Here is a 26,233-nt window from a genome sequence, read left to right as displayed (position 1 = left end):
CCATGCGCGGAGATTGCCAAGCTCACCTGTACGGGTAACCGGCGGGATCGGGCGCGGACAGCCGACCCCGTGCGCGGACGTCGAAGAGACACAGCCCCACGTTCGGCCATCTGCTTACGCCGTCTTTATGTCGGGGGAGGGCGCGCCCGGTGGAGTGGGAAAGCCGCCGGACGCGCCGGTGGTACGACGGTACGGACCGGCGCCCGTCAGCGGACGTCGACGAAGTCGCCCGTCGCGTTCTTCGGGGCCGTGGTGGTCGTACCGGCGAAGCTCCACCGCCAGTAGCCGTCGGAAGCGGCCTTCACCGTCGTACGGAGGTTGCCCGTCCCGTCGGTCGTGAGGGTCTTCACGGTGGTGTAGGTGTCGCCGGCCTTCGGGCGGAACTGGAGCGCCACCGGCCGGCCGGTGTAGCCGGCGTACCGGTACGTGTCCCAGTTCGCCCGGGTCAGCTTGCCGGTGACCGTGATCGTGCCGCCCTTCACGACCGGTTCGGGCGCGGCGTTGACCGTCAGCGCGGCGGCGCGCTTGAGGAGGAAGCCGCCGGTGTGCTTCGTGAAGAGGGTGACGCCGTCGAAGGTGTCCACCAGCGAGTGCACGTACCAGCGGCCCGCGTTGGCGTTGCTGAGGTCGGCGTTGTCGTTGTACGGATCGGGACGGGGATCCACGGTGAACGAGGTGGTGCAGTCGGTCGCGGTCTCACAGAAGGTGTCGGTGGTGTAGAAGCCGCCGGCCGGACCCAGCAGGTCGGCGTCCGCGAATTCGAGCCCGGAGTCGTCGCTCCCGTGGACCGTGACGGTGAAGGTCTTGCGCGCGGTCGTGCCGACGACCACGTCCTTCCCGCCGTTGACGGTGACGCCGGTGATCACCGGATCCGTGGGGACGGCGGCGGGAACGGAGACGGCGGGGGCTGTGGGAGCGCTGTTCGCGAGTGCGGTCGGGGCGGTGAGCCCGCCGACCGCCGCGGCGACGGTCAGGGCGACAACGGCGTGTCTGGTCATATCAGGTATGACCGCCGAAAGCGGGAAAGGTTGCGGGCCTCGCCACCGCCCGGCTCGTACACCTGCCCGACGTCTCCAACACGGCTGTGTCACGGGCGAGATGGACGACCGGGTCGGATGACGGGGGCACCCGCCCGACGCTCTATGGTGAACGCCATGTCCACCCCTGAACTGATCCGCATCGTCTCCCGTGACTCGCCGATGGCGCTCGCCCAGGTGGAGCGTGTGCGTGCCGAACTGACCGCGCTCCACCCCGGCATCGTGACCGAGGTCGTACCGGTCAAGACGACCGGCGACAAGTGGATGGGCGACCTCTCCCTGGTGGAAGGGAAGGGCGCCTTCACCAAGGAGGTCGACGCCGCCCTCCTCGCCGGAGAGGCCGACCTCGCGGTGCACTGCGTCAAGGACGTGCCCGCCGACCGGCCGCTGCCCGCCGGGACGGTCTTCGCCGCCTTCCTCAAGCGCGACGACATCCGCGACGCCCTGGTCCACCCCGGCGGACACACCCTCGACGAACTGCCCGCCGGCACCCGCGTCGGTACGTCGTCGGTCCGGCGCGTCGCCCAGCTCGCCGCCTCGCACCCGCAGCTCATCTGCGTACCGATGCGCGGAAACGCCAACCGCCGGCTGGAGAAGCTCGCCGCCGGGGAGGCCGACGCGCTGCTGCTGGCCGTCGCCGGCCTGGAGCGCATCGAACGCCCGGACGTCATCACCGAGATCCTGCCGGTGGACCTCATGTGCCCGCCCATCGGCGCCGGCATCCTCGCCCTCCAGTGCCGCGAGGACGACACCGACACCATCGACGCCGTCTCCGCGCTCGGCGACCGGGACACGTACAAGGTGGCGTCCGCCGAGCGGATGTTCCTGCACGTCCTCCAGGGCCACTGCAACAGCCCGATCGCCGGATTCGCACACGCGGAGCGCAGCGGCGGACTCTCCCTGCGCGCCCGGGTCTTCACCCCGGACGGCAAGACGGTCCTCAACGCGCACGAGTGGGCGGGACCGCTGGACCCCGAGACCCTCGGCACGTCCGTCGCGGTGGCGCTGCTCCGCCAGGGAGCACGCGAGCTGATCGACTCCATCGCCCACTAGGCCCTGTCTTCGAACCGGTGTCGTCCGGTCAACTGCCGCTCTCGCCGCTCTCGCCGTCGAACCGGTGCATCCCTCGCTCCCCGGTCGACGGCGGCCAGCCGGGGTCGCCGGTACGGGCGAACGCGATCCACGCCGCGTGCATCTCCTCGGCCAGCGACGCGGGCGGCTCCGCCGGCCCCAGCAGGCCACGTCGCCCGCGCAGCGACGGCAGGCCGAGCCGGTCGAACACGAAGGGCAGTTCCACCGTGTGCGCCGCGCCGAGCAGACCGTCGACGGCGGGTGAGCGCCAGCCGAACTCGTAGACGTGGGCGCGCCCGTGGGCGTGGGCCAGCCGCCGGGTGCCGGCGCCGAACAGCGCGTCACCGAGAATCGCGGAGCGCACCTCGCCGTGCCCGGCGTCCGGACGCCGGGCACGGTGGGCGGCGACGAACGTCTCGCCGTCACCGTGCGCGGCGGCGGTCGCGTGTACGTCCCCCTCCGTCGAGTTCGTCAGCCGGCCCTGCGGCGCGAGGTACAGGTTCCCTTCCTCGGCGTTGGTGCCGATGAGCAGGTCGACGTCCGCCAAGGGGCCGTCGGCGGGCTGCCGTTCCAGCACGAGACCGAACGGGCTGAGCCCCATGAGAGGGTCGGACCGGTCGGTCGTCCGCAGATCCAGCCCACCCAGCTCGGGCACGACCTCGACGAGCCTTTCGTCGGGAACGTCCGCGAAAGCGGCGGCCGTCGGCGCGACGCCGAGCTTCTCCGCCGCGGCACGCGTCACCCGGCCGGCCTGCTCGGGGGAGAACGCGCCGAGCCCACTGCCGCTCTGCACGATCGCCCGCCGGAAAAGGCCCGCGGCCGCGGGCGTGGCGAGGACGGCGCCGACGATCGTGGCCCCCGCGGACTGGCCGAACAGGGTGACGTTGCCGGGATCGCCGCCGAAGGCCACGATGTTGCCCCGGACCCAGCGCAGCGCGGCGACGACGTCGAGCAGTCCGCGGTTGGCAGGCGCGCCGGGCAGGTCGAGGAAGCCCGCGACGCCGAGCCGGTAGTTGAGCGTCACCAGGACCACACCGTCGCGGGCGAACGCGGCGCCGTCGTACAGGGCGGCGCCGGTCGAGCCGGCCACGAACCCGCCGCCGTGCACGAACACCATCACCGGGCTGCGGTCGGCCGCACGCGGTGCCCACACGTTCACCGTCAGATGGTCGTCGCCCCGGATCCAGCCGGGGCCGAAGTACGGTGCCATGTCGAGCGCGCCGAAGGCGTCGCGTCGCGGCTGCGGCGCGCTGGGCCCTGGGGCCAGGGCGTCGCGCACGCCCGTCCACGGCTCATGGGGGCGGGGCGGCGCGAACCGCCCGGCGCCCCGTGGCGGTGCGGCGTACGGGACGGCGAGGAACCGCCGGGTCCCGCTGTCGGTGTGGTCGGTGACCGCGCCGCGTACGGCGCCGGTGGTGGTGGTGACGATCAGGTCGGACACCGGTTCTCCTGTTCTCGTGCGATCGGTCGGCGTCGGTCAGATCCGGGCGAACGGCGCCCAGGCGGCGATGGCGAACGAGTCGCCGTCCCGGACCACCTCCGCACCGCCGGACCCGCCCAGATGCGCGGGCAGGACGAGCGAGTTGGTGTCACTGGCCCGGCCCAGCAGCCGGCGGCGGGTGGCCCTGGCCTCGGCCGGGTCCTCGCAGAAGCAGCTGTTGGTGTCGGGCTCCACGAACTGGAGCGGCGAGTGCAGCAGATCACCGACGAACAGCGCGCGGTCGGTGCCCGATTCCAACATCAGTACGGAGGAGCCCGGGGTGTGCCCCGGCGCGAGAGCGAGCCGCAGATTTCCGTCGATGGTGTGGCCGTCGTCCCACAGCAGCGTCTGTCCCGCTTCGTACACCGGAGCAACGCTGTCCTCGAACACGTTCTGATTGCCACGCCCCAGCTTCGGCGCGCAACCGTTCGCCGGGTTCCAGAAATCGAAGTCGCGCCTCGGCATCAGATAGGTGGCGTTGGGGAAGGTCGGCACCCAGTCGCGGCCCTCCAGCCGGGTGTTCCAGCCGACGTGATCGACGTGCAGATGTGTGTTGACCACCAGGTCGACGTCCTGCGGCTGTACGCCCGCCCTGGCCAGCTCACCGAGGAAATCGGTGTCCCGGCGGCTCCACACCGGCGAGTAGGGGCGTTCCTTGTGGTTGCCGACACCCGTGTCGACGAGGATCGTCCTGCCCTCGCTGCGTACCACCCAGGTCTGGATCGCACTGACACAGACGTCCGATTCGAAGTCGACGAAGTCCGGTCCCAGCCAGGTCTCGTGCTGGCGCCACGCCCGCTCCGGCGCCTCGGGGAAGAAGGTGGCCGGGGCCAGCTCGACCGATCCGTAGTACTCGACGACCCGGGTGATCGATACGTCGCCGAGAACGATTTCCTGCATGACCGGTCCTGTCTGTCGATCTGGTGGAGTCCCGCCAGCCTCGCCGTACGGCGCGCCGGGTCACCAGTCCCGACCTGTGCCTACGCATGACAGGGTCAGGCAGGCTGTCGGGGCCTGCGGCATACTCGACGGCATGGCGGTCTCCATGCGGCTCGGCGAATTCCTCCGGGCCCGGCGGGCGCGGGTACGGCCCGAGGACGTGGGGCTTCCCGGGCTCCCGGGCCGGCGACGGGTCGCGGGCCTGCGACGCGAGGAGCTTTCGCAACTGGCGGGCGTCAGCGTCTCCTACTACACGCGCCTCGAACAGGGGCAGTCGGTCCACGCGTCCGACGGCGTCCTGAACGCGCTCGCCACCGCTCTGCGCCTGGACGAGCACGAGCACGCGCACCTGCGGGAGCTGGCCTCACGGCGGCAGCCGCCCCGTACCCGGCCCCCGGCGGAACGCGTCGACCCGCTCACCCGCGACCTGCTGCGCTCCGTGGGCAACACCCCGGCGCTGGTCCTCGGCCGGCGCACCGACGTGCTGGCCTGGAACCCCTTGGCGCACGCCCTGCTCGCCGGGCACCTCGATCCCGCCGCGCCCGACCGTCCCGGGGACCGGCCCAACCTGTCCCGCATGGTGTTCCTCGACCCGCGCACCCGAGACCTGTACGTGGACTGGGAACGCAAGGCACAAGCGGTCGTCGGCAGCCTGCGGCAGATCGCCGGACACCATCCCGAGGACGCGCTTCTGGCGTCGCTGGTCGGGGAACTGTCCACGGCCTGCCCCGAGTTCGCCGAGCTGTGGAGCGATCACCGGGTCCGGCCGTGCGAAGCGGCCTCCTACCGGCTGCGTCATCCGCTGGTCGGCGAGCTCACCGTCACCCAGCAGATCGTCGTACCCGCCCGCTCCCCGGATCAGTTCCTCGTCCTCGTCACCACGGAGGAGAACTCCCGCTCCGAGGAGACGCTCGCACGCCTGGGCGCGTACGCGTCCTGAGCCGCCGCCCGGGTGCCACCGACGGAGCCGCCGCACCGGGCCGACACACAGACGTCACACAGGAACGGAATGCGTGACCGGCGGACGCTGCTTTCTCCGGCATGACTGTGGGAGTAGCACTCAACGCGACAGATCCCGACAACCAGATCGACGCCACCGTACGGCTCGCGGGCGAGGCCGCCGCGGCGGGGCTGCGGTCCGCCTGGTTCGGTCAGACCTTCGGCGCCGACTCGCCGCAACTCGCGGCGATCGTCGGACGTGAGGTACCGGGCCTCCAGGTGGGCACCTCCGCGATCCCCGTCTTCGGCCGGCACCCGCTGACCGTGGCGAGCCAGGCACTGACCGCGCAGGCGGCCACACACGGCCGGTACCACCTCGGTGTCGCCCTCGGCTCCAGATTCCTCGTCGAGGGCGGCTACGGAATCCCGTTCGAACGGCCCGTCGCCAGGCTGCGTGAATTCCTCACCGTCCTGCGGCAGTTGACCGAGACCGGCGCCGCCGACTTCGAGGGCGAGCTGCTCACCACCCGTACCCCCATCCCGGCGCGGGTGCCGGGAGCCGACGCGGGTGTACCGCTGCTCGTCGCCGCGATGGGGCCGCAGGCGCTGCGCGCGAGCGGAGAGCTGGCGGACGGGATCCTGCCCTATCTCGCCGGGCCCCGTGCCCTGTCCGACCACATCGTCCCGGCCGTCCACGCGGCGGCCAAGGCCGCGGGCCGCCCCGCGCCGCGGATCGTGGCGCTCGTGTACGGCGTGGTCACCGACGACGTCGACGCGGTGCGCGAGACGGCCACCGAGGCGCTCGCCTTCTACGAGCAGATCCCGTCCTACGCGCGGGCCATCGAACTCTCCGGCGGCACACGCGCCGTCGATGTCGCCGTGATCGGCGACGAGCGGACGGTCGCCGCCGAGGTACGGCGCTACCGGGACGCCGGGGCGACGGAGGTCGTCCTCGCGGGCACGGAGATCGCCGGTGACGCCGACCGGCGCCGGACCTGGGACCTCCTCGGGCAACTCGCCGACTGACCGCCCGCCGGACCGCCCACCACTGACAAACGCCCTGGTCAGGGGCATTGTCAGTGGTGGGCGGCAAGATGTACGGCATGACGACATCCGCAGCCGTTCCTGTCGACGCAGCCGCCTACGCCGTCGCGGTGGAGACCGCGAGGAAGGCCGCCGCCGCGTACTACGCGACGGGCGAGAGCGCCCTGGACGACGACGCCTACGACCGTTTGGCGCGGGCCATAGCCGCCTATGAGGAAGCCCACCCGGACGAGATCTCCGCCGACTCGCCCAGCGGGAAGGTCGCGGGCGGCGCGGTGGTCGGGGACGTGCCGCACACGGTGCCGATGCTCTCCCTGGACAACGTGTTCGGCGCCGACGAGTTCACCGTCTGGGCCGCGTCCGTGGAGCGGCGCGTCGGGCGGCCGGTGGAGCGCTGGAGCGTCGAGCCGAAGCTGGACGGACTGGCGGTCGCCGCCCGGTACGAGCACGGCCGGCTGGCCCGGCTGATCACGCGCGGGGACGGGCTGGCGGGTGAGGACGTCTCGCACGCGACCGGGATGATCGAGGGCCTGCCCGACCTGCTCTCCGAGCCTCTCACGCTCGAAGTGCGGGGCGAAGTCCTGATGACCACTGAGCAGTTCGAACGGGCCAACACGCTCCGCACGAGCCACGGCGGGACGCCTTTCGCCAATCCGCGCAGCGCGGCGGCCGGGAGTGTACGGGCCAAGGACCGCCCGTATCAGGTGGAGATGACGTTCTTCGCGTACGCGGCGCTGCCCCTGGCCGGCTCCGGCGGCGACCTGACCGCCTCCCTCACCGAACTGCCGCACAGCGAGGTGCTGTCGCTCGTCGGCGGGCTGGGCGTGCACACGACGGCCGGCACCACCGTTCCGCCGAGGACGGTGACCGACACCGAGGCCGTGCGCGTCCGGGTGGAGGAGATCGCGGCGCTCCGCCCCGAGCTGCCTTTCGGCATCGACGGCATCGTGATCAAGGCGGACGCCGCGGCGGACCAGCTGGCGGCGGGATCGGGCTCGCGCGCGCCACGCTGGGCGATCGCGTGGAAGCTTCCCGCGGTCGAGAAGGTGACACGGCTGCTGGACGTGGAGTGGAACGTCGGCCGTACGGGCACCATCGCGCCCCGCGCCGTCCTGGAACCGGTCGAGATAGACGGCTCCACCGTCACCTACGCCACGCTGCACAACCCGAACGACATCACCCGCCGTGACCTGCGGATCGGCGACCACGTGATGGTGTACAAGGCGGGCGACATCATCCCCCGCGTGGAGGCGCCCGTCGCGCACCTGCGTACCGGCGACGAGAAGGCCGTCGTCTTTCCCGAGGTGTGTCCGCAGTGCGGCTCGGACATCGACACCTCGGAGCAGCGCTGGCGCTGTGTACGAGGCCGTAACTGCCATGTCGTCGCGTCCATCTCGTACGCGGCCGGACGCGACCAGTTCGACATCGAGGGTCTGGGGGCGACCCGTGTCGTGCAGCTCGTCGACTCCGGTCTCGTCGCGGACATCGGCGACCTGTTCACCCTCACCCGCGAGCAGATCCTCGGTCTCGACCGGATGGGGGAGACCAGCACGGACAATCTCCTGGCCGCGATCGAGCGCGCCAAGGGACAGCCGCTGTCCCGGGTGCTGGCCGCCCTCGGGGTGCGCGGCACCGGACGCTCGATGTCCCGGCGGATCGCCCGGCACTTCGCGTCCATGGACGTGCTGTGCGCGGCGGACGAGGAGGCGATGCGGCGCGTCGACGGGATCGGCGGGGAGAAGGCCCCGACGATCGTCGCGGAGCTGGCCGAGCTGGCGCCGCTCATCGGGAAGCTGCGGGCGGCCGGCGTCAACATGACCGAGCCGGGCGCCACGCCGCCGTCCGACGAGCCGGCGGACGCCGAGGGCGGCGAAGTCCCTGGCGGGAGCGGTCCGTTGGACGGGATGACCGTGGTGGTCACGGGCGCCATGACAGGACCGCTGGAGAAGCTCTCGCGCAACGAGATGAACGAACTGATCGAGCGGGCCGGCGGCAAGTCCTCCTCCAGCGTCTCCAAGCGCACGTCCCTCCTCGTCGCGGGGGAGAACGCCGGGTCGAAGCGGGAGAAGGCCGAGAAGCTCGGTACGCGAATAGCCTCACCGGACGAGTTCGCGGAGCTGATCGCGGAGCTTCTCGCTGACGACGGCGGTAGTGGCGCGGCGGACGAAGCGGACCGGTGAGTCGGACGCCGTGGCGTACCCGGACGAGCGCGCGACCTTCGGGCTGCTCGCTCGCCGGGCAGGCATCCCTGCCGCTGTCAGTTCGGGCCGGGGCCGAAGCGGCGCTGGTACGCCGACGGTGTCAGGCCCGTCTCGCGGCGGACGAGCGTGCGCAGGTTCGCGGCCGTGCCGAGGCCGCTGCGCCGGGCCACCAGCTCGAAGCGTGACTCGCCCCGTTCGATCAATCGGCAGGCGAGGGCGACCCGTTCACCGGTGAGCCACGCCAGAGGCGTCGTGCCCAGCTGTGCCTGGAAGCGGCGGTGCAGGGTCGCCGGGCTCACCGAGGCGCGGGTCGCGAGGGTGGCCACCGTGAGCGGGGAGTCCAGTCGCTCCTGCGCCCAGGCCAGCACGGGCGCCAGTGACTCGTCAGGCAGGTCCGGTACCGGTCGTTCGACGAACTGCCGCTGCCCGCCGTCCCGGTGCGCCGCGAAGACCAGCCGCCGGCTCACCGAGTTGGCGACCTCCGCGCCGTGGTCCCGGCGCACCACATGGAGCCCCAGATCGAGCGCGGCGGCGCTGCCCGCTGCCGTGAGGATGTCGCCGTCGTCGACGAACAGCACGTCCGACTCGAACCGTACGCGGGGGAAGCGGGCCCGGAAGGAGTCCGCCCACTGCCAGTGCGCCGTGGCCCGGCGCCCGTCGAGCACCCCCGCCTCCGCCAGGGTGAAAGCCCCGCTGCAGAAGCCGGCAAGGCGCGCGCCGCGCCCGTGGGCCCGCCGGACGGCGTCCAGCACGGCCGGGCGGCGCGGTACCTCGACGTCCGGGCGGTTCGGGACGATCAAGGTGTCCGCCGTATCGGCCAGCGCCAGCTCCGCGACCCCCGTGAGCGTGAAGAACCCGTCCCGCATCAGGGTGCGCGGCTCGGGGGAGCAGAGGTGGAAGTCGTACAGCTCCCGGCCGATCTCGGGCCGTCGCAGACCGAAGACCTCGGTCGCGCAGCCCAGTTCGAAGGGGTTCGAGTTCTCGTCCACGATCACGACGACCCGGTGAGGGCGCCGACGTTCGTGCGAGGATTCTTGCGTCATATGCGATTCCTAGCACTCACACCGGCCGCACGGAACCGACGAGCATGGGCGCATGAGCGATGAACCCACCATGCCCCTCTCCCTCGACAAGGCGCTGACCTCCTTCGACGCCCTGTGGAGCCCTCGTATCGTGACCCGCGTCAACGACTACGACGTACGCGTCGCCAAGGTCGAGGGCGAGCACGTCTGGCACGTCCACGAGGACACGGACGAGTTCTTCCTCGTCCTCGAAGGGGAGCTGCGGATCTCGCTGCGCGAGTCCGCCGGTGAGCGCACGGTCCTGCTGCCGAAGGGCGCCGTGTTCACCGTCCCGCGCGGTACGGAGCACAAGCCGTACGCCCCGTCCCGCGCGGCGATCCTGATGTTCGAGCCCTCCGGGACATCGACGGTCGGCGACCGGCACGACGAGGTCCCTGACCATGTCGACGCGACGACGGGCCACGCGCTCGGCTCCTGACGGCGTTCGTCCTCAGCCGACGGCCCGGACGTACTGCACGTCGAAGTCCACCGCCCAGACCTCGCCGTCCTCCGACCGCTCCCAGGCGCCCGCGATCGTGCCGGCCGTCTCGTCGACGGTCGCCGTGAACCGCTGGTGGAAGCCGGGCGCCGCGCGCCACTGCTTCCATACGCCGCCGGCCAGGCTCGTACGGTAGACCCGTGCGACGCCCCGGCCGTCGGCGTACAGCGTCGTGAACTCGTCGGCGGTGTCGTCGTAGCCCGTGATCGTGCTCGTGGGGAACGGCACGTGCCCCACCCACTCGGGCGGGAACGCCGTCGTGGGCCCCGGGTCCGCGCGCTGGACCAGAAAGGCGCCGCCCTCCAGCCAGGTGAACTCGGTCCGGACCGGCCCCGCCCGGTGGCCGGCGGCCCACATGTCCCACTCACCCACGAGGACGTCCAGCCGGCTCAGCGCGCTGTGGGGTGTCGGTCGGCGCATCGTTCTCTCCTCATCCGGGTGCGGGGCCGGTGCGGCCCGCTGCCGGTAGTGACTGGGAAGCGCCCCCGGACTCATCGATCCGCGTGAGCCAGACGGGACTTTGCGGACACGCCCTACGCCTGGCCCGTCTCGAAGCGGGTGATCCGGCCGTCGGCGACGGTGAACGCCCAGCGGGTCCGCATGGTGCCGTACGTCGCGTTGGTGAACGTCGCCGTCAGGGCGCGGCCCTCGTCGGAGGCCGTCTCGATGTCCATCCGGCCGTCGGCGGAGAAGATCTCCTTGTCCACCCAGCCCGCGAGGTCACGTTCGCTGCCGTCGTCGGACATCGTGGCGTCCGGGGCCAGGACGGCGAAGAAGGCGTCCCGGTTCCCGCCGTTGACGGCCGAGACGAACGCGGCGACCGCCGGGTCTGCGGGGATGACGCTCATGGGTGGTCCTCCTTGTGACTGGGCTCCAGCCGGGTGGTGGCAGTGCCATCATCACGCCTGCCGTGCCACCGCGCAGCCCGGCGGAACGGGCCTGCGCGAGGAGGGTGTACAGCCCTCCTCCAACGATGTAAAAGATGCCTACGGGCCGAACCAGCACCGTCCTCGCCCGATGACCGAGGAGGGCAATCGACCATGCGTGCCTCGCTGCCGAGCTCCACCCCCACGTCCATCTCCACGCGTTTCCCCACACGTGTCCCCACGCGCGACCGCGCCACCGCCTGGCTCGGCGCGCTGCTGCTCCTGTGCGCGAGCCTCGTCGTGGCCGGCGGCGGCCCCGCCGAGGCGAAGCCCGCCGCCTGGCAGCCCAAACCGTCCCCCATGACCACCCCGTGGACGAACCAGGTCCCGGTCGACAACCCGCTGCCGGAGTACCCGCGCCCCCAGCTCACCCGCCCCGACTGGCTCAACCTCAACGGCGTCTGGGACTTCGCGATCACCGGCGCGAACGCCGGGCAGCCCGCCGCGTTCCCCGAGCAGATCAGGGTCCCGTTCGTCGCCGAGTCGGCCCTCTCCGGCATCCAGCGAAAGATCACCCAGAGCGACAAGCTCTGGTACAAGCGCACCTTCACCGTCCCGGCGGGCTGGAACGGCCGCCGCGTCCAGCTGAACTTCGGCGCGAGCGACTGGCAGACCACGGTCTGGGTCAACGGCAGCCAGGCCGGCGCGGCCCACAGCGGCGGCTACGACGCGTTCACCTACGACATCACCCCCCTGCTGACCGCGGGCACCAACACCGTCGTCGTCTCCGTCTTCGACCCCTCCCAGACCGGCGGCCAGGCGGTGGGCAAACAACGGATCAGCGACGTCACGCCGCATCCCGGCGGCGGCATCTTCTACACGGCCGCGTCCGGCATCTGGCAGACCGTCTGGCTGGAGCCCACAGCGTCCGCCCACATCACCCGGCTCGACTTGGTGCCCAGCCTCTCCGACAACACGCTCAAGGTCACCGTCCGGGCCGCCGGCACCGCCGGCCACACCGCCAGGGTGACGGTCTCCTCCGGCGGTACCGCCGTGGCCACCGTGACCGGGCCCGTGAACAGCCCGTTCTCGGTGCCGATCCCGAACCCGCGCCTGTGGAGCCCCGAGGATCCGTTCCTGTACGACATCAGGGCCGACCTGCTGTCGGGAACGGGAGGCGGCGGTACGGCCGTCGACTCCGCCGGCAGCTACGCCGGGATGCGCTCCATCTCCGTGGGCAAGGTCGGCGGCGTACAACGCCCGCTCCTCAACGGTAAGTTCGTCTTCCAGACCGGCACCCTCGACCAGGGCTACTGGCCGGACGGCATCTACACCGCGCCCAGCGACGAGGCACTGCGCCACGACCTCCAGAAGCACAAGGACCTCGGCTTCAACATGGTCCGCAAACACATCAAGGTGGAGCCGCAGCGCTGGTTCTACTGGGCGGACCGGCTCGGTCTGCTGGTGTGGCAGGACATGCCCGCCATGGACACCCGGACCCCGGACGGCGCCGCGCGTGTGCAGTGGGAGGCCGAGTACGACCGGATCATCGACCAGCACCGCAGCTCACCGTCCCTGGTGATGTGGGTCAACCAGAACGAGGGCTGGGGCCAGTACGACCAGGCCCGGATCGCCGACGAGGTCAAGGCGTACGACCCCACCCGCCTCGTCAACAACATGAGCGGCGTCAACTGCTGCGGCTCCGTCGACGGCGGCAACGGCGACGTCATCGACAACCACGTCTACGTCGGCCCCGGCACCACGACACCGACGGCCACCCGGGCCGCCGTCCTCGGCGAGTTCGGCGGGCTCGGCTGGAAGGTGCCGGGACACGAGTGGTACCCGGGCGGCGGCTTCAGCTACGAGGACCAGGCGAGCGTCGCCGCGCTGAACAACCGCTTCGTCGGCCTCATCGACACCATCCGCGAGAACCAGATGCCCAGCGGTCTCTCCGCGTCCGTCTACACCGAGATCACCGACGTCGAGAACGAGGCCAACGGTCTGCTGACGTACGACCGGCAGGTGGTCAAGGTCGACGCGGCCCGGGTCAGGGCCGCCAACCTCGCCCTCGTCGACGCCTCGCGCAACCCGCCGCCACCGGTCACGCTGCCCACCGGCCAGAACAAGTCGCTGCGGGTGACCACCCCCGGTCACACCGGCAAGTACCTGCGCCACCAGGACGGCCTCGCCTTCACCGCGCCCGTCGACGCGAACAGCGACAGCCTGCTGAAGAACGACGCCACCTGGAAGATCGTCCCCGGCCTCGCGGGCAGCGGCTGCTACTCCTTCGAGTCCCGCAACTACCCCGGCCAGTACCTGCGGCACCGCGACTTCCGCGTCTACAAGGAGGCGGGTGACGGCTCGGCGCTCTTCCGCGCCGACGCCACGTTCTGCGCGCTGCCCGCCGCCGGGGGAGTGCGCCTCGCGGCGTACAACATGGCAGGCGGCTATCTGCGGCACATCAACTCGGAGGTGTGGATGGCGACTCGGGGCGGTCCGCGCGCCTGGGACAACCCCGCCTCGTTCACCGAGGACACGACCTGGGCCGTCGCCGATCCGTGGGCGGGGTGACCGGACGTACCCCCGGACCACGGGCCGGGCTCACGCCGTCCGGAGACGGCGTGAGCCCGGCCGGCCGAGGCCGTGTCACGCGACGGCGGTTCCCTCAAGCTCGACCAGCAAGGTGGGGATCGCCAGCCGGGTCACCCCGAGCATCGTGGTGGCCGGCGCCACGCGGGCGGCGCCAAGTCGCGCCGCCAGCCCGCCGTAGTGCTGGAAGAGCAGATCGACGTCGGTCGTGTAGACGTTGAGCCGGGCGAGGTTCGCGAGTGACATGCCGGCCTCGCCGAGTACGGCCTCCAGGTTGTCGAGGCTCAGCGCCAACTGCGCGGCCATGTCACCGTCATGTTGGGGCTTGCCGTCAGCGTCCGTCGCGGTCTGCCCCGAGAGATACAGGGTCCGCGTGTGCCCCGAGACGACCTCGCCCTGGTTGAAGCCCATCTCCACCGACCACGGCACCGGGTTGACGGCCGTTCGCTCCATAGCCACATCCGCTCCATTCGATTGTCTGTAGGTCTTCGACGTCGTGATGGAGCCTCGCAGCGAATACACGACATCCTCGGTCGTGTATCTCGGTAGGGTTTTCGTATGCGTGCCGACCGGCTGGTCTCCCTCGTGCTGCTGCTGCGCCAGCGCGGCCGGCTGTCCGCGACCACGCTGGCCCGCGAGTTGGAGGTGTCCACCCGCACCGTGCTGCGCGACATCGAGGCGCTGTCCGCGGCGGGTGTCCCGGTCTACGCCGAACGCGGCCGGAACGGCGGGTTCGCGTTGCTGCCCGGTTTCCGGACGGAGCTGACCGGACTGAACCACGACGAGGCGCTCGCCCTGCTGGTCGCCGGATCGCGGCGCGGCGCGCAGGTGTTCGGCCTCGGCTCGGCGCTCGCCTCGGCCGTGCTCAAGGTGGTCGACGCGCTGCCGGAAAGCCACCGGGACACCGCGGCCGGCGTCGCCGAGCGACTGCTCATCGACCCGGAGACCGACCTCCTCTCGCGCCGCGTGGCCGCCGAGGAGGTGCCGGACGCGACGGCGGCCGAGGTCCGGCGCGCGGTGCTCGCCGGGCACAAGCTGCGCATCCGGTACGCCGCGGCAGGCCAGACACCTCGGTGGCGCACGGTGGACCCGATCGGTCTGGTGACCGTACGCGACCAGGGCTACCTGCTGGCCACGAGATCCGGCGCCGACCGCACCTACCGGCTCTCCCGCGTCCTGGCCGCCGAGGCACTCCCCGAGCCCGCCCAGCGCCCGGACCGCGTCGACCTGGACCGGGCCTGGCGGGACCGCGGCACCCGGTTCCGCACGGGCGGCGACCAGGTCGCGGTGCTGGTACGGGTGGACCCGGCGCGACGGGAGGACCTGGTGGCCACCGCGCTCGCGGTGCACACCGAGGAGGCCGAAGAGGGTGGCCGACTGCGGCTGGAGGTGACCTTCCAGGACGCGCGCCACGCCGAATGGGCACTGTGGCAACTCGCCACGGACGCGGAGGCCCTGGCCCCGCAGTGGTTGCGCACGGCCCTGCGCGACCGGGCCGCCACGATCGCCACCCGCTACGAGACGTCGCCCTGACGTCCCCCTACCGCTTCGCGCACCGCCCGGCCCGGCAGCAGCCGGCCGTCGAAGAGACCTCCCCGGAAGGTGTTGAGGTCCTTCGTGGACACCAGGCCGCCGGACGGCACATTGTGGGGTGTATCCACCTTCGCCGTGGCCCGGGGGTTCTCCTCCGGGGCCGCCCTTCGAGCGGCATTTGTTCAGTGTGCGAACGCAATCCCCGCGTGCGCGTCAACGGCCCGGAATCATCTGTCGGGGCGCCGATCCCGCCGCGCCGATCCAGTAGCAGGTCAAGGCCATTTGGATAGACCCTTGACAAATTAGTGGCCCGTTGCCAGCATGCGAAACTCCCGCGGGTTTCCCGTGGATGTTCGGTGCCGTAACACATGCCCTTGCACGGACCGCACGGACGCACGGACCGCACGGCTGCTCATCGGGTGAAGGGACATCACCCGGTCGGCAGGTTCCTCCCTGAGTGAGACACGGTGGCGCGCTCGCCCGCGCTGCCGCCTGTCTCGCTTCCCTTGAACAGGTATGGAAGGAAGCTCGATGTCAGGACTCTCAGGACGGCCGCGCCCGAGACAGAAGTGGCTGAGGTGGCTCGCGGTACTGGGTCTGGTGGTGGGCGGCGGCGCGATCAGCGTCCCCACCGCCGCCGCCCACCCCGGTCATCCCGGCCACGAGGAAGCACAGGCAGCGCCTGCCGCCATCCCGGCAGGCGACTACCAGCAGGTACAACTCGCGCTCGGTTCGGCCGAGTTGGGCGAGGCGATGTCACTCGCCGTACTGCCCGACCGCGCCGTCGTGCACACGGCGAGGGACGGCACGGTCCGCTACACGGACGCCGCGGGCAACACCAAGTCGGCAGGCAAGCTGGACGTCTACACCCATGACGAGGAGGGCCTCCAGGGGATAGCCGCCGACCCGAACTTCCAGAGCAACCGGTATCTGTATCTGTACTACTCGCCCAAGCTCAGCACCCCGGGCGGCGACGCCCCCGTCACGGGCAACGCCGCCGCGTTCGAGCCGTGGAAGGGCCACCTCAACCTCTCGCGCTTCACGCTCAAGGCCGACAACACGCTCGACCTGGCCAGCGAGAAGGTCGTGCTGGAGGTCCCCAACGACCGTGGTCAGTGCTGCCACGTCGGCGGTGACATCGACTTCGACGCGCAGGGCAACCTCTATCTGACGACGGGCGACGACACGAACCCGTTCGAGTCCTCGGGCTACTCGCCGATCGACGAACGCACCGACCGCAACCCGCAGTTCGACGCCCAGCGCTCCTCGGGCAACACCAACGACCTGCGCGGCAAGGTGCTCCGTATCAAGCCGACCGCCGCCGGCGGCTACACCGTGCCCTCCGGCAACCTGTTCGCGCCCGGCACCGCGCGCACCCGCCCCGAGATCTACGCGATGGGCTTCCGCAACCCGTTCCGGATGTCCGTCGACAAGGCCACCGGCATCGTCTACCTCGGCGACTACGGCCCCGACGCGGGCGTCACCAACGCGAGCCGCGGCCCCAGCGGCCAGGTCGAGTTCAACCGCATCACCGGACCGGGCAACTACGGCTGGCCGTACTGCACCGGCACCAACACGGCGGCCGAGACGTACAGCGAGTTCACCTTCCCGAGCGGCCCGTCCGCGGCCAAGTACAACTGCGCCGCGCCCGCGAACAACTCCTTCCGCAACACCGGGCTGGCGACCCTGCCCGCCGCCAAGTCGAGCTGGATCAAGTACGGCGGTGACGCGGGTTCCCCGCCCGAGTTCGGCGGCGGCTCCGAGTCGCCGATGGGCGGCCCGGTCTACCGCTACGACCCCAACCTCAACTCCAGCGTGAAGTTCCCGCAGTCGCTCGACGGCCGCTTCTTCGCCGGTGAGTACGGCCGCAAGTGGATCAAGGCCATCGAGGTCAAGGCCGACGGCACCCCGGGCGTCATCGAGGCGTTCCCGTGGACCGGTACGCAGGTCATGGACCAGGCCTTCGGCCCCGACGGCGCGCTGTACGTCCTGGACTACGGCACCGGTGGCAACAATCAGGCCCTGTACCGCGTCGAGTATCTCGCGGGCGCCAACCGCAACCCGGTCGCCAAGGCCGCCGCCGACAAGGTCTCCGGACCCACCCCGCTGACCGTCGCGTTCTCCTCGGCCGGCAGCGCCGACCCCGAGGGCAAGGCCCTGACGTACTCCTGGAACTTCGGCGACGGCACCACCTCCACGGCCGCCAACCCGAGCCACACCTACACCACCAACGGCACCTTCCGGCCCACGCTCACCGTCCGCGACCCGGAGGGGCTGACCGGTACGGCGAGCCTGGTCGTCACGGCGGGCAACACCGCCCCGACCGTGACCCTCCAGACCCCCAAGGACGGCCAGCTCTTCTCCTTCGGTGACACCGTGCCCTTCCAGGTCACCGTCAGCGACCCGGAGGACGGGACCATCGACTGCTCCAAGGTCAAGGTCACCTATCTGCTCGGCCACGACGAGCACCGGCACCAGATCACCCAGGCCACCGGCTGCTCCGGCAACCTCAGCGTGCCCGCCGACGGTGAGCACGACAGCGCCGCCAACATCTACGGGGTCTTCGACGCCGAGTACACCGACGGCGCCGGGCTGACCACGCACAGCGCCCGTATCCTCCAGCCCCGGCACCGGCAGGCCGAGCACTTCGGCGCCCAGTCCGGCATCCAGGTCGCCGCGCACGGCAACGCCGAGGGCGGCAGCACCGTCGGCTTCACCGACAACAACGACTGGGTCTCCTTCAAGCCGTACAACGTCTCCAACGCCACCCGGTTCACCGCCCGGGTCGCCTCCGGCGGCGTCGGCGGCACCCTGGAGGTACGCGCCGGGTCCGCGACCGGCACGCTGCTCAGCTCGGTGGCCGTGGCCCCGACCGGCGGCTGGGAGAACTTCGTCGACGTGTCGGCGAACGTCACCAACGCCCCTGCCGCGTCAACGGAGTTGTTCCTGGTCTTCAAGGGCGTGACCGGCCAGGGCAACCTCTTCGACGTGGACGCCTTCACCTTCACCACCGGCAGCAGCGGCTCCAGCCAGACCGTGGAGGGTGAGTCGTTCAGCTCGGGGCAGGGCGTCCAGGCGGCGGACCACGCACCGGCGAGCGGCGGCAAGACCCTCGGCTACATCGAGAACGGCGACTGGGCGGGCTACGCCCACGTCCCGACGGCCGGGACCAAGACCTTCTCGGCGAAGGTCTCATCGGCCGGCGCGGGCGGCACCGTCACGATCCGCTCGGGCTCGGCCACCGGCGCCGTCCTCGGCACCGTCGCCGTCCCCAACACCGGTGGCTGGGAGACGTTCCAGAACGTGTCCACCGCGCTGACCGGTACCGGATCGTCCGGGGCACTGTTCCTCACCTTCACCGGTGGGGCCGGCTCCCTGTTCGACATCGACACCCTCACTCTCACCAAGTGACGCGAGTCAAGGAGACGATGATGCTCCGTCAGCTCCGCACGCTGCCGAAGACCGCCGCGGCGGCCTTCGCCCTCACCCTCGGCCTCGCCGCGTCGCTCCTGGCACCGGCGACCGCGGCCCAGGCCGCCGACCCCGCGTACCGGGTCCTCGTCTTCTCCAAGACGGCGGGCTTCCGGCACGACTCCATCCCGGTCGGCACCCAGACCATCCGCGACCTCGGCGCGGCCAACAACTTCACCGTCACCGCCACCGAGGACAGCAACGCGTTCACCACCGCCAACCTGGCCAACTTCAAGGCCGTCGTCTTCCTCTCCACCACCGGCGACGTCCTGAACACCAGCCAGCAGTCCGCGCTCCAGAGTTACGTGGACGGGGGCGGCGGCTACTTCGGCGTCCACGCGGCGGCCGACACCGAGTACGAGTGGCCGCACTACCAGACCCTCGTCGGCGCCTGGTTCAAGAGCCACCCCGCGATCCAGCGGGCCACGCTGAAGAACGAGGACCGGTCGCACGCGGCCACCGCGCACCTGGGCCAGACCTGGTCGCGTACCGACGAGTGGTACAACTACCGCACCAATCCCCGCCCGCAGGTCCGCGTCCTGCAGAGCCTGGACGAATCCAGCTACAGCGGCGGGGAGATGAGCGGCGACCACCCGATCACCTGGTGCCACCCGCAGGGCAACGGCCGGTCCTTCTACACCGGACTCGGCCACACCCAGGAGTCGTACGCCGACCCCGCCTTCCGCTCGCTGCTGCTCGGCGGCATCCGGTACGCGGCGGGCTTCGCCAAGGCCGACTGCCGCGCGGAGACCGGCTACACCACGCTCTACAACGGCTCCACCACCGGCTGGTCCCAGGCCGGCCCCGGCAGCTTCACCAACACCGACGCCACGCTGAACTCGACCGGCGGCATGGGCCTGTACTGGTACCGGGCGAAGGAGTACGCCTCGTACTCCCTCAAGCTGGACTGGCGCATGGCCGGTGACGACAACTCCGGTGTCTTCGTGGGCTTCCCGGCCTCCGACGACGTCAACACCTCGGTCAACCAGGGCTACGAGATCCAGATCGACGCCACCGACGCGGCCGACCGGACCACCGGGTCCGTCTACGGTTTCAAGGCGGCCGACCTCGCGGCACGTGACAACGCCCTTAATCCGCCGGGGAGTTGGAACACGTACGAGATCCGGGTGGAGGGGGAGCGGCTCCAGGTCTTCCTCAACGGCGTACGGATCAACGACTTCACCAACACCGACCCGGTGCGCTCGCTCCAGCAGGGGCACATCGGGATCCAGAACCACGGCACCGGTGACGACGTGTCCTTCCGCAACATCAGGATCAAGGAGCTGGGCGGCACCAATCCGCCCCAGTCGTCCACCTACGAAGGGGAGTCCTACACCTCGGGACAGGGCGTCCAGCCCGCCGACCACGCTCCCGCGAGCGGCGGCCGGACCCTCGGCTACATCGAGAACGGCGACTGGGCCGGTTACTCCCAGGCGTCGCTCACCGGGGCGAAGACCTTCGCCGCGAAGGTCTCGTCGGCCGGCGCCGGCGGCACCGTCACGATCCGCTCGGGCTCGGCGACCGGACCGGTCGTCGGCACGGTCGCGGTGCCCAACACCGGCGGCTGGGAGACCTTCCGGGACGTGTCCACCACGCTGACGGGCACACCGACCGGACCGCTGTTCCTCACCTTCACCGGTGGGGCGGGCTCCCTGTTCGACATCGACACCTTCACGATCGGCAGGTAGCGACCGCGCTGTGAAGGAGTGGGCCCCGAGGACATGTCCTCGGGGCCCACTCAATTTTCTGTATGGCTTCCGTCAATCACGTTGACGCGTCGTACCTCATACGTCATGTATGAGACATGACCTTCACGCCCACTCCGATACCGTCCCGCACCCAGTACGTCCTGGAGGCGATCAAGCACGCCATCCTCACGGCGCGCCTCCGACCGGGACAGGCGCTGGTCGAGGCCGAACTCGCCGCCCAGTTCGGCGTGTCCAAGACCCCCGTACGCGAGGCGCTCAAGACCCTCGCCGGTACCGGACTCGTCGTCATGAGCCAGTACAAGGGCGTGGTCGTACGGCATGTCGACGCGGCCATGGCACGGGAGGTCTACGACGTCCGCCTGCTGCTCGAACCGGAGGCGCTACGCCGTTCGGTGAGCCGCGCGGCCCGGCTCGAAGCGGCCCAAGAGGCCCTGGACCGGGCCGAGTCGGCGGCCGACCGGGCGGACAGGTCGCTCGCCAACCGCGACTTCCACCGGGCACTCTATCTGCCGTGCGGCAATCCGCTGCTCGCCCGGATGCTGGACGAGATCCGCGACCAGGCCGCCCTCGTGTCCACCGTGGCGTGGGCGTCGGACCCGACCTGGGAGCGCGAGGCGGCCGAGCACCGCGAGATCCTGCGGCTCGCCGTCGCCGGGGACGCGGAGGCCGCCGGGAACGCGCTCCACGAGCACATCGCCTCGTTCGTACGCCGCGCGTTCCCCGAGGAGGCGGCGCCCGTCAGCCCCTCGGACGTGTCCGACGGCGATGGACCCGTGCCTCCCACGGGGCGAGCGTGACCGTGGCGCCCAACCGATCAGGGTCCGGGACGTTGCCGATCAGCAGCTCGGCGTCCCGCCAGCCGTCGTCCGGCGGCTCGGCCTCGGCCGGGCGGCCGGTGAAGTTGCCGAGCACCAGCAGCTCGGTCGCCGTACCGTCCGCCGCAACCAGCCGTCGCGCGAAGGCGTACACACGTGGGTCCTCCGGCAGCAGCATCGTGAAGTCGCCGTACGCCACGGCCGGTTCGGAGTGCCGCAGCTCGATCAGCCGCCGGTAGTGGTGGAAGACGGACGCCGGATCGTCGTACGCCGCAGCCGCGTTGACCTCGGTGTGGTTCGGGTTGACCGGGATCCACGGGGTGCCGGTGGTGAACCCGGCGTGCGGGGACGCGTCCCACTGCATCGGAGTACGGGCGTTGTCCCGCCCCATCGCCCGCAGCCCCGCCAGGACCCGCGCCGGGTCGGCGCCCCCGTCGACCGCCTCCGCGTAGTGGTTGAGCGACTCGATGTCGCGGAAGTCGTCGATGGAGGTGAACAGGGCGTTGGTCATGCCCAGTTCCTCACCCTGGTAGACGTACGGCGTGCCGCGGTGCAGATGCAGCACGGTGGCGAGCATCGTCGCGGACCTGACCCGGTGCGCGGGCCCGTCGTCGCCGAAGCGCGAGACGACACGCGGCTGGTCGTGGTTGTTCCAGTAGAGGCTGTTCCAGCCGGTGTCGGCGAGGGCGTCCTGCCAGCGGCCGAGGGACGCCTTCAGATCGAGCAGATTCAGCGGCCGTACGTCGAACTTGCCGTCGCCGTGGTCGAGTCCGACGTGCTCGAACTGGAACACCATGTCCACCTCGGCGCGCGCCGGATCGGTGAAGAGCCTGGCCTCCTCGACGGTGACGCCCGGCATCTCACCGACGGTGAGCAGCCGTTCGGGGCGGCCGGCGAAGACCTCGCGGTGCATCTCCTGGAGGAACTCGTGGATCCGCGGGCCCGCGCCGTGGTGGGTGCGGTCGGCCAGCGCGGGGTCCTTCGAGATGAGATTGATGACATCCATCCGGAAGCCGTCCACACCCCGGTCCAGCCACCAGTTCATCATCCGGTGGACGGCCGAACGGACCTCGGGATTCTCCCAGTTGAGGTCGGGCTGCTTACGGGAGAAGAGATGCAGGTAGTACGCGTCACCCGGCTCGTCGTACTCCCAGGCGGAGCCGGAGAAGAAGGAACGCCAGTTGTTGGGCTCGGCCCCCGGGGTGCCGGACGGTACGCCGTCGCGGGCCGGCCGCCACCAGTACCAGTCGCGCTTGGGGCTGTCCGGCCCCCGCCGGGACTCGGTGAACCACGGGTGCTCGTCGGAGGTGTGGTTCACGACGAGGTCCATGACCAGCTTCATGGAGCGGGCGTGCACGGCGGCGAGCAGGTCGTCGAAGTCCGCGAGGGTGCCGAAGGACGGGTCGATGTCCTGGTAGTCGCTGATGTCGTACCCGTTGTCGTCCTGCGGGGACGGGTACACCGGCGACAGCCACAGGACGTCGACGCCGAGAGCGGCGAGATGGTCCAGCCGGTCGATGATGCCGCGCAGGTCCCCGACCCCGTCGCCGTCGGAATCGGCGAAGCTGCGCGGATAGATCTGGTAGACGACCGCCGACTTCCACCAGGCTTCGGGAGAAGGGGAGTTGGAGGGGGAGTTGGTGCTCACGTGCTGAACCTCGCCTACGTACGCCGCTGTGCCGGTGCCGGTGCCGGTGCCGGTGCCGGTCAGAGTCTGCTCGCTTCCACGAGCACGAGACGCTCCGGGTGGAGCGTCGGCGCCCGCACCCCGGTGACGGCCAGCAGCCGGCCGGTCAGCTCCACCCCGTCCGCGCGCTCCCACCAGAGAGGGTCGGACCGGTGGGGTCCCTCCGCCCGGTCGCCGGGCCGGTGGGGACGTATCCGGTAGCGGGCGTCCGCGTCGAGTCCGGGCAGCCGCACCGGGCCGGCCGGTGATGTCACGCTCGTCGCCGTCTGGACCAGGGCGTACAGCGCGCGCGAGCGGTCCGCCGCCACCACGCCGTGCACCCACAGCGCCGGATCGGGATGGTCGCCGTGCACGACGGTGCCGGAGTGCAGCAGCGGCCGGAGTTCCTTGTACGCCGCGACCCACTCGGCCAGCCGGGCGCGCTCACCGGCGTCGGCGGCGGTGAGGTCCCACTCGATGCCGAAGTGCCCGAACAGGGCGGTCCCCGCCCGGAAGTCGAGCGTGTGGGCACGCCCGGTGGTGTGCGCGACGGGCGAGCCGACGTGCGCGCCGAGGAGTTCGGGCGGCAGCAACAGCCCGGTCCAGCGCTGGATCTGCTGCCGTTCGAGCGCGTCGATGCAGTCGCTCGCCCAGACCCGGTCGGTGCGTTCCAGGATGGCGAGGTCGATCCGGCCTCCGCCGGAGGAGCAGGACTCGATCTCCAATCCGGGGTGCCGTGCGCGCAGTTCGTCCAGCAGCCGGTACGTGGCTGCCGTCTGTACGTGGACACCCGCCGCGCCCGTGGGACTGTGCCCGGCCTCCACGAGATCCCGGTTGTGATCCCACTTGAGATAGTCGATCGCGTACTCGCCGACCAGCGCGTCGAGCCGCTCAAGCACATGGTCGTACGCCTGCGCGTGCCCGAGGTCGAGCACCTGCTGCTGCCGGGACTCCGGCGGGAGCCGGTCGCCCGTCGCCAGGATCCACTCCGGGTGCGCGCGGGCGAGGTCGGAGTCGGGACTGACCATCTCGGGCTCGACCCACAGCCCGAACTCCATGCCCAGCGAACGGACATGGTCGACCAGCGGGCCCAGCCCCCCGGGCCAGACGCTCTCGTCCACATACCAGTCGCCGAGCCCGGCACGGTCGTGCCGGCGGCCCTTGAACCAGCCGTCGTCCAGCACGAAACGCTCGGCGCCCACCTCGGCGGCGGCGTCCGCCAGCGCGCTGAGCCGGCCGAGGTCGTGCCGGAAGTAGACGGCCTCCCAGGTGTTGAGGGTGACCGGCCGGGGCCGCCGCGGATGCCGGGTCCTGGCCCGCAGCTGCTGGTGGAAGCGCCCGGCCAGCTCGTCGAGCCCGTGGCCGTACGACCAGACGATCCACGGGCTCGTGTACGACTCGCCGCCCGCCAGCCGGACTTCGCCCCCGAGCAGCGTCTCCCCGGCGCCGAGCAGGGACACACCGGCGGGGGTGCGTTCGGCGAGGGTGCGGTGGTTGCCGCTCCACGCCACGTGGACGGCCCAGACCTCGCCCGTACGGAAGCCGAAGCCGGGCTCGCCCGCGAGATGCAGCAGCGTCGCGTCGGTGCCCGTACGGCCCCGGCGGTTCTCCCGCAGATGCGTACCGAGCGTGAACTCGTGCCGCTGCGGGCTGCGTTCGCGCGCGTGCCGGCCGGTGAGGTCCAGGAGTTCGGTGGCGTGGGAGGGCACGGGGAGGGCCAGCAGCAGACCGTCCAGGACGAACGGGCGCTCGCCGGTGTCGCGGTTGGTGACGGTGGCGCGCTGCCGTACGAGCCCGGCGGCGGTCAGCTCGATCTCCAGCACGAGCTGGAGCCGGGCGTGTTCGTCCACCGCGTCGACGGTGAGCTGGTGCGCCTGGGGGAGGTCGGGCGTGCGGACGGTACGGATCGAGCGGACGGTGAAGGCGGTGGAGAAGTCGGCCCCGTCGCGGTGGCCGGTGAGGCCCGGTGTACCGAGCCAGCCGGCCGAGTGCTCCGGCAGGAGGGAGAGCGGTACGGGCAGATCGAGGGTGTTGGACATCTGCCGGGCGGCGCTCGCGGTGGCCAGTTCGGCGAGCGCGGTGTGCTCGACGTCCCCGAGGTCGTCGCCCCAGTGGAGCACCCGGGGCAGCCGGCTGCCGGCGCAGTCGAGGACCAGACTCGTACCCGGCGCACGGAGATGGAGGTAGCCAGGGGAGTGACCGGTGCGCATACGGGCTCCTCGGATCGTCCGGCGTCTCTGTTTAGTTTCGGGGTGGAAGTTTCCACCCGTCAATAGGCGTTCAGGAGGCGCCAGAAGGCGAATGGCGCACTGCCGTTTTGGCTAGAACAGGTCTCTCGCGGCATGTTTACTTTCGGTGTGGAAGTAAATGGGGCGAGCTGGCAGGATGGGACCACCCCGGCCGTCGTACGCGCTGTACGCGCCGTACGCTCCGGGCTCCTCGCGGAAGGTCTCCCCTTGCACGTGACACCAGCGCCGTGGGCCCCGCTGTCCGGCGCCACGCACGCCGTCGCCCTGGAAGTGCTGCGCCGCGGACCGCTCTCCCGCAGCGAACTCGCCCGCCGGCTCGGCCTGTCCGCCGGCAGCCTCACCCGGCTCGCGAAGCCGCTTCTGGACAGCGGACTCCTCGTCGAGTCGGGCAGTACCGGCCACGCGTCACGCGCGGGCCGTCCCACCCGCCCGCTGGACGTCGTCGCCGACGCGCACCATTTCATCGGCGCCAAGGTCACCCACGAGGACGCGCACGCCGTACTGACCACGCTGCGCGCCGAGGTCGTCGCCTCCGCGCGGGCCGACCTGCCCGGCCGCGACCCCGCCTCGGTCGTCGCCGTCCTGCGCGGCCTCGCGGCCGAACTCGGCGCCGAACCCGCCCCGCGATCACGGCACATCACCGCCGCCGGGGTGAGCCTGGGCGGCAGCGTGGCCGATCACGCGACGGTCACCGCGGCGCCTTTCCTGGAATGGAAGGACGACGTCCCTCTCGGCGCCCTGCTCTCCGACGCGCTCGGCGTGCCCACCGCCGTCGACAACGACCTGCTCGCACTCACCCGCGCCGAGCACTGGTTCGGCGCCGCCCGGGGCCACGACCGGTTCGCGGTACTCACCGTCGGCGCGGGCATCGGCTACGGCCTCGTCACGCACGACCGTGTCGTGGACAGCCCGGACGCGGGCGTCGGCCTGCTCGGACACTTCCCGCTCGACCCCCTGGGGCCGCTCTGCCCGCGCGGGCACCGGGGCTGCGCCACCGCGATGCTGTCGACGGCCTCGCTGTGTGCCGCCGCGTCGGTGGGACTGCGGCGCGACGTCGGTTACGA

Annotated in this window: 21 protein-coding genes; 11 read left to right on the top strand and 10 right to left on the bottom strand. The window is 71.3% G+C overall.

Features of this window, described 5'->3' with window-relative positions; translation table 11 throughout:
• Positions 1-206: 206 nt before the first annotated feature.
• A complete protein-coding gene (locus BHU15_RS12950) occupies positions 207-998 on the bottom strand; it encodes a hypothetical protein (RefSeq protein ID WP_069627317.1) in 792 nt (263 codons plus the stop codon).
• Between the two features lie 156 nt (positions 999-1,154).
• Here BHU15_RS12950 and hemC point away from each other — a divergent pair, with 156 nt between their 5' ends.
• Positions 1,155-2,090, top strand: coding sequence for a hydroxymethylbilane synthase (hemC, locus tag BHU15_RS12945; protein ID WP_069627344.1), 936 nt, complete (start codon positions 1,155-1,157; stop codon positions 2,088-2,090).
• 28 nt (positions 2,091-2,118) lie between these two features.
• Here the strand turns inward: hemC and BHU15_RS12940 are convergent, their stop codons facing one another.
• Positions 2,119-3,549: a carboxylesterase/lipase family protein gene (locus tag BHU15_RS12940; RefSeq protein ID WP_069627316.1), complete on the bottom strand. Its 1,431-nt coding sequence runs from the start codon at positions 3,547-3,549 to the stop codon at positions 2,119-2,121.
• A gap of 36 nt (positions 3,550-3,585) precedes the next feature.
• On the bottom strand, positions 3,586-4,488 hold the full coding sequence (locus BHU15_RS12935; RefSeq protein ID WP_069627315.1) for an MBL fold metallo-hydrolase: 903 nt from the start codon (positions 4,486-4,488) through the stop codon (positions 3,586-3,588).
• A gap of 133 nt (positions 4,489-4,621) precedes the next feature.
• Between BHU15_RS12935 and BHU15_RS42020 the strand changes: the two genes are divergently transcribed.
• The 3 genes from BHU15_RS42020 (at position 4,622) to ligA (ending at position 8,690) form a co-directional block, all read left to right on the top strand.
• On the top strand, positions 4,622-5,467 hold the full coding sequence (locus BHU15_RS42020; protein WP_069627314.1) for a helix-turn-helix transcriptional regulator: 846 nt from the start codon (positions 4,622-4,624) through the stop codon (positions 5,465-5,467).
• A gap of 101 nt (positions 5,468-5,568) precedes the next feature.
• The gene (locus BHU15_RS12925) at positions 5,569-6,492 is read left to right on the top strand and encodes a TIGR03564 family F420-dependent LLM class oxidoreductase (protein ID WP_069627313.1); all 924 of its coding nucleotides are present in this window, start codon (positions 5,569-5,571) and stop codon (positions 6,490-6,492) included.
• Positions 6,493-6,560: 68 nt separating this feature from the next.
• Complete coding sequence (ligA, locus tag BHU15_RS12920) at positions 6,561-8,690, top strand: NAD-dependent DNA ligase LigA (RefSeq protein ID WP_069627343.1); 2,130 nt, start codon at positions 6,561-6,563, stop codon at positions 8,688-8,690.
• Positions 8,691-8,767: 77 nt separating this feature from the next.
• Here the strand turns inward: ligA and BHU15_RS12915 are convergent, their stop codons facing one another.
• On the bottom strand, positions 8,768-9,754 hold the full coding sequence (locus BHU15_RS12915) for a GlxA family transcriptional regulator (RefSeq protein WP_069627312.1): 987 nt from the start codon (positions 9,752-9,754) through the stop codon (positions 8,768-8,770).
• Positions 9,755-9,806: 52 nt separating this feature from the next.
• On the opposite strand from BHU15_RS12915, the gene BHU15_RS12910 reads away from it, so the two are divergent.
• Positions 9,807-10,211 carry a cupin domain-containing protein gene (locus tag BHU15_RS12910; protein ID WP_069627311.1) on the top strand — a complete coding sequence of 135 codons (405 nt, stop codon included), beginning with the start codon at positions 9,807-9,809 and terminating at the stop codon, positions 10,209-10,211.
• 12 nt (positions 10,212-10,223) lie between these two features.
• Here BHU15_RS12910 and BHU15_RS12905 read toward each other — a convergent pair whose 3' ends face one another.
• Both BHU15_RS12905 and BHU15_RS12900 read right to left on the bottom strand, forming a co-directional pair.
• Positions 10,224-10,691, bottom strand: coding sequence for a hypothetical protein (locus tag BHU15_RS12905; protein ID WP_069627310.1), 468 nt, complete (start codon positions 10,689-10,691; stop codon positions 10,224-10,226).
• Positions 10,692-10,804: 113 nt separating this feature from the next.
• Entirely contained in the window at positions 10,805-11,119 is a 315-nt protein-coding gene (locus BHU15_RS12900; protein ID WP_023536824.1) for a nuclear transport factor 2 family protein, read from the bottom strand.
• Positions 11,120-11,311: 192 nt separating this feature from the next.
• Here BHU15_RS12900 and BHU15_RS12895 point away from each other — a divergent pair, with 192 nt between their 5' ends.
• The gene (locus BHU15_RS12895; RefSeq protein WP_079128106.1) at positions 11,312-13,708 is read left to right on the top strand and encodes an AbfB domain-containing protein; all 2,397 of its coding nucleotides are present in this window, start codon (positions 11,312-11,314) and stop codon (positions 13,706-13,708) included.
• Positions 13,709-13,783: 75 nt separating this feature from the next.
• On the opposite strand, the gene BHU15_RS12890 is transcribed toward BHU15_RS12895, so the two are convergent.
• On the bottom strand, positions 13,784-14,179 hold the full coding sequence (locus BHU15_RS12890; protein ID WP_069627309.1) for a RidA family protein: 396 nt from the start codon (positions 14,177-14,179) through the stop codon (positions 13,784-13,786).
• Positions 14,180-14,284: 105 nt separating this feature from the next.
• Here BHU15_RS12890 and BHU15_RS12885 point away from each other — a divergent pair, with 105 nt between their 5' ends.
• Entirely contained in the window at positions 14,285-15,259 is a 975-nt protein-coding gene (locus BHU15_RS12885) for a helix-turn-helix transcriptional regulator (RefSeq protein ID WP_069627308.1), read from the top strand.
• On the opposite strand, the gene BHU15_RS41270 is transcribed toward BHU15_RS12885, so the two are convergent.
• On the bottom strand, positions 15,241-15,369 hold the full coding sequence (locus tag BHU15_RS41270; RefSeq protein WP_255293098.1) for a hypothetical protein: 129 nt from the start codon (positions 15,367-15,369) through the stop codon (positions 15,241-15,243). The two genes, BHU15_RS12885 and BHU15_RS41270, sit on opposite strands and share 19 nt — an antisense overlap.
• A gap of 421 nt (positions 15,370-15,790) precedes the next feature.
• On the opposite strand from BHU15_RS41270, the gene BHU15_RS12880 reads away from it, so the two are divergent.
• The 3 genes from BHU15_RS12880 (at position 15,791) to BHU15_RS12870 (ending at position 21,236) form a co-directional block, all read left to right on the top strand.
• Positions 15,791-18,670: a carbohydrate-binding protein gene (locus BHU15_RS12880; RefSeq protein ID WP_069627307.1), complete on the top strand. Its 2,880-nt coding sequence runs from the start codon at positions 15,791-15,793 to the stop codon at positions 18,668-18,670.
• 20 nt (positions 18,671-18,690) lie between these two features.
• A complete protein-coding gene (locus BHU15_RS12875) occupies positions 18,691-20,418 on the top strand; it encodes a ThuA domain-containing protein (RefSeq protein WP_069627341.1) in 1,728 nt (575 codons plus the stop codon).
• Between the two features lie 116 nt (positions 20,419-20,534).
• Complete coding sequence (locus BHU15_RS12870) at positions 20,535-21,236, top strand: GntR family transcriptional regulator (protein WP_079128105.1); 702 nt, start codon at positions 20,535-20,537, stop codon at positions 21,234-21,236.
• Here the strand turns inward: BHU15_RS12870 and BHU15_RS12865 are convergent.
• Positions 21,178-22,902, bottom strand: coding sequence for a glycoside hydrolase family 13 protein (locus BHU15_RS12865; RefSeq protein WP_069627306.1), 1,725 nt, complete (start codon positions 22,900-22,902; stop codon positions 21,178-21,180). The genes BHU15_RS12870 and BHU15_RS12865 overlap by 59 nt on opposite strands.
• Positions 22,903-22,961: 59 nt before the next feature.
• Entirely contained in the window at positions 22,962-25,130 is a 2,169-nt protein-coding gene (locus tag BHU15_RS12860) for an alpha-galactosidase (protein WP_069627305.1), read from the bottom strand.
• A gap of 252 nt (positions 25,131-25,382) precedes the next feature.
• On the opposite strand from BHU15_RS12860, the gene BHU15_RS12855 reads away from it, so the two are divergent.
• The coding region (locus tag BHU15_RS12855) for an ROK family transcriptional regulator (RefSeq protein WP_069627304.1) at positions 25,383-26,233 on the top strand (851 nt) is incomplete at its 3' end.

The sequence above is a fragment of the Streptomyces niveus genome, assembly GCF_001723055.1.
In the GTDB taxonomy this organism is placed as follows: domain Bacteria; phylum Actinomycetota; class Actinomycetes; order Streptomycetales; family Streptomycetaceae; genus Streptomyces; species Streptomyces niveus.
Note: the sequence above shows the minus strand (reverse complement) of the source record. Positions and strands in the feature narration are given on the sequence as shown.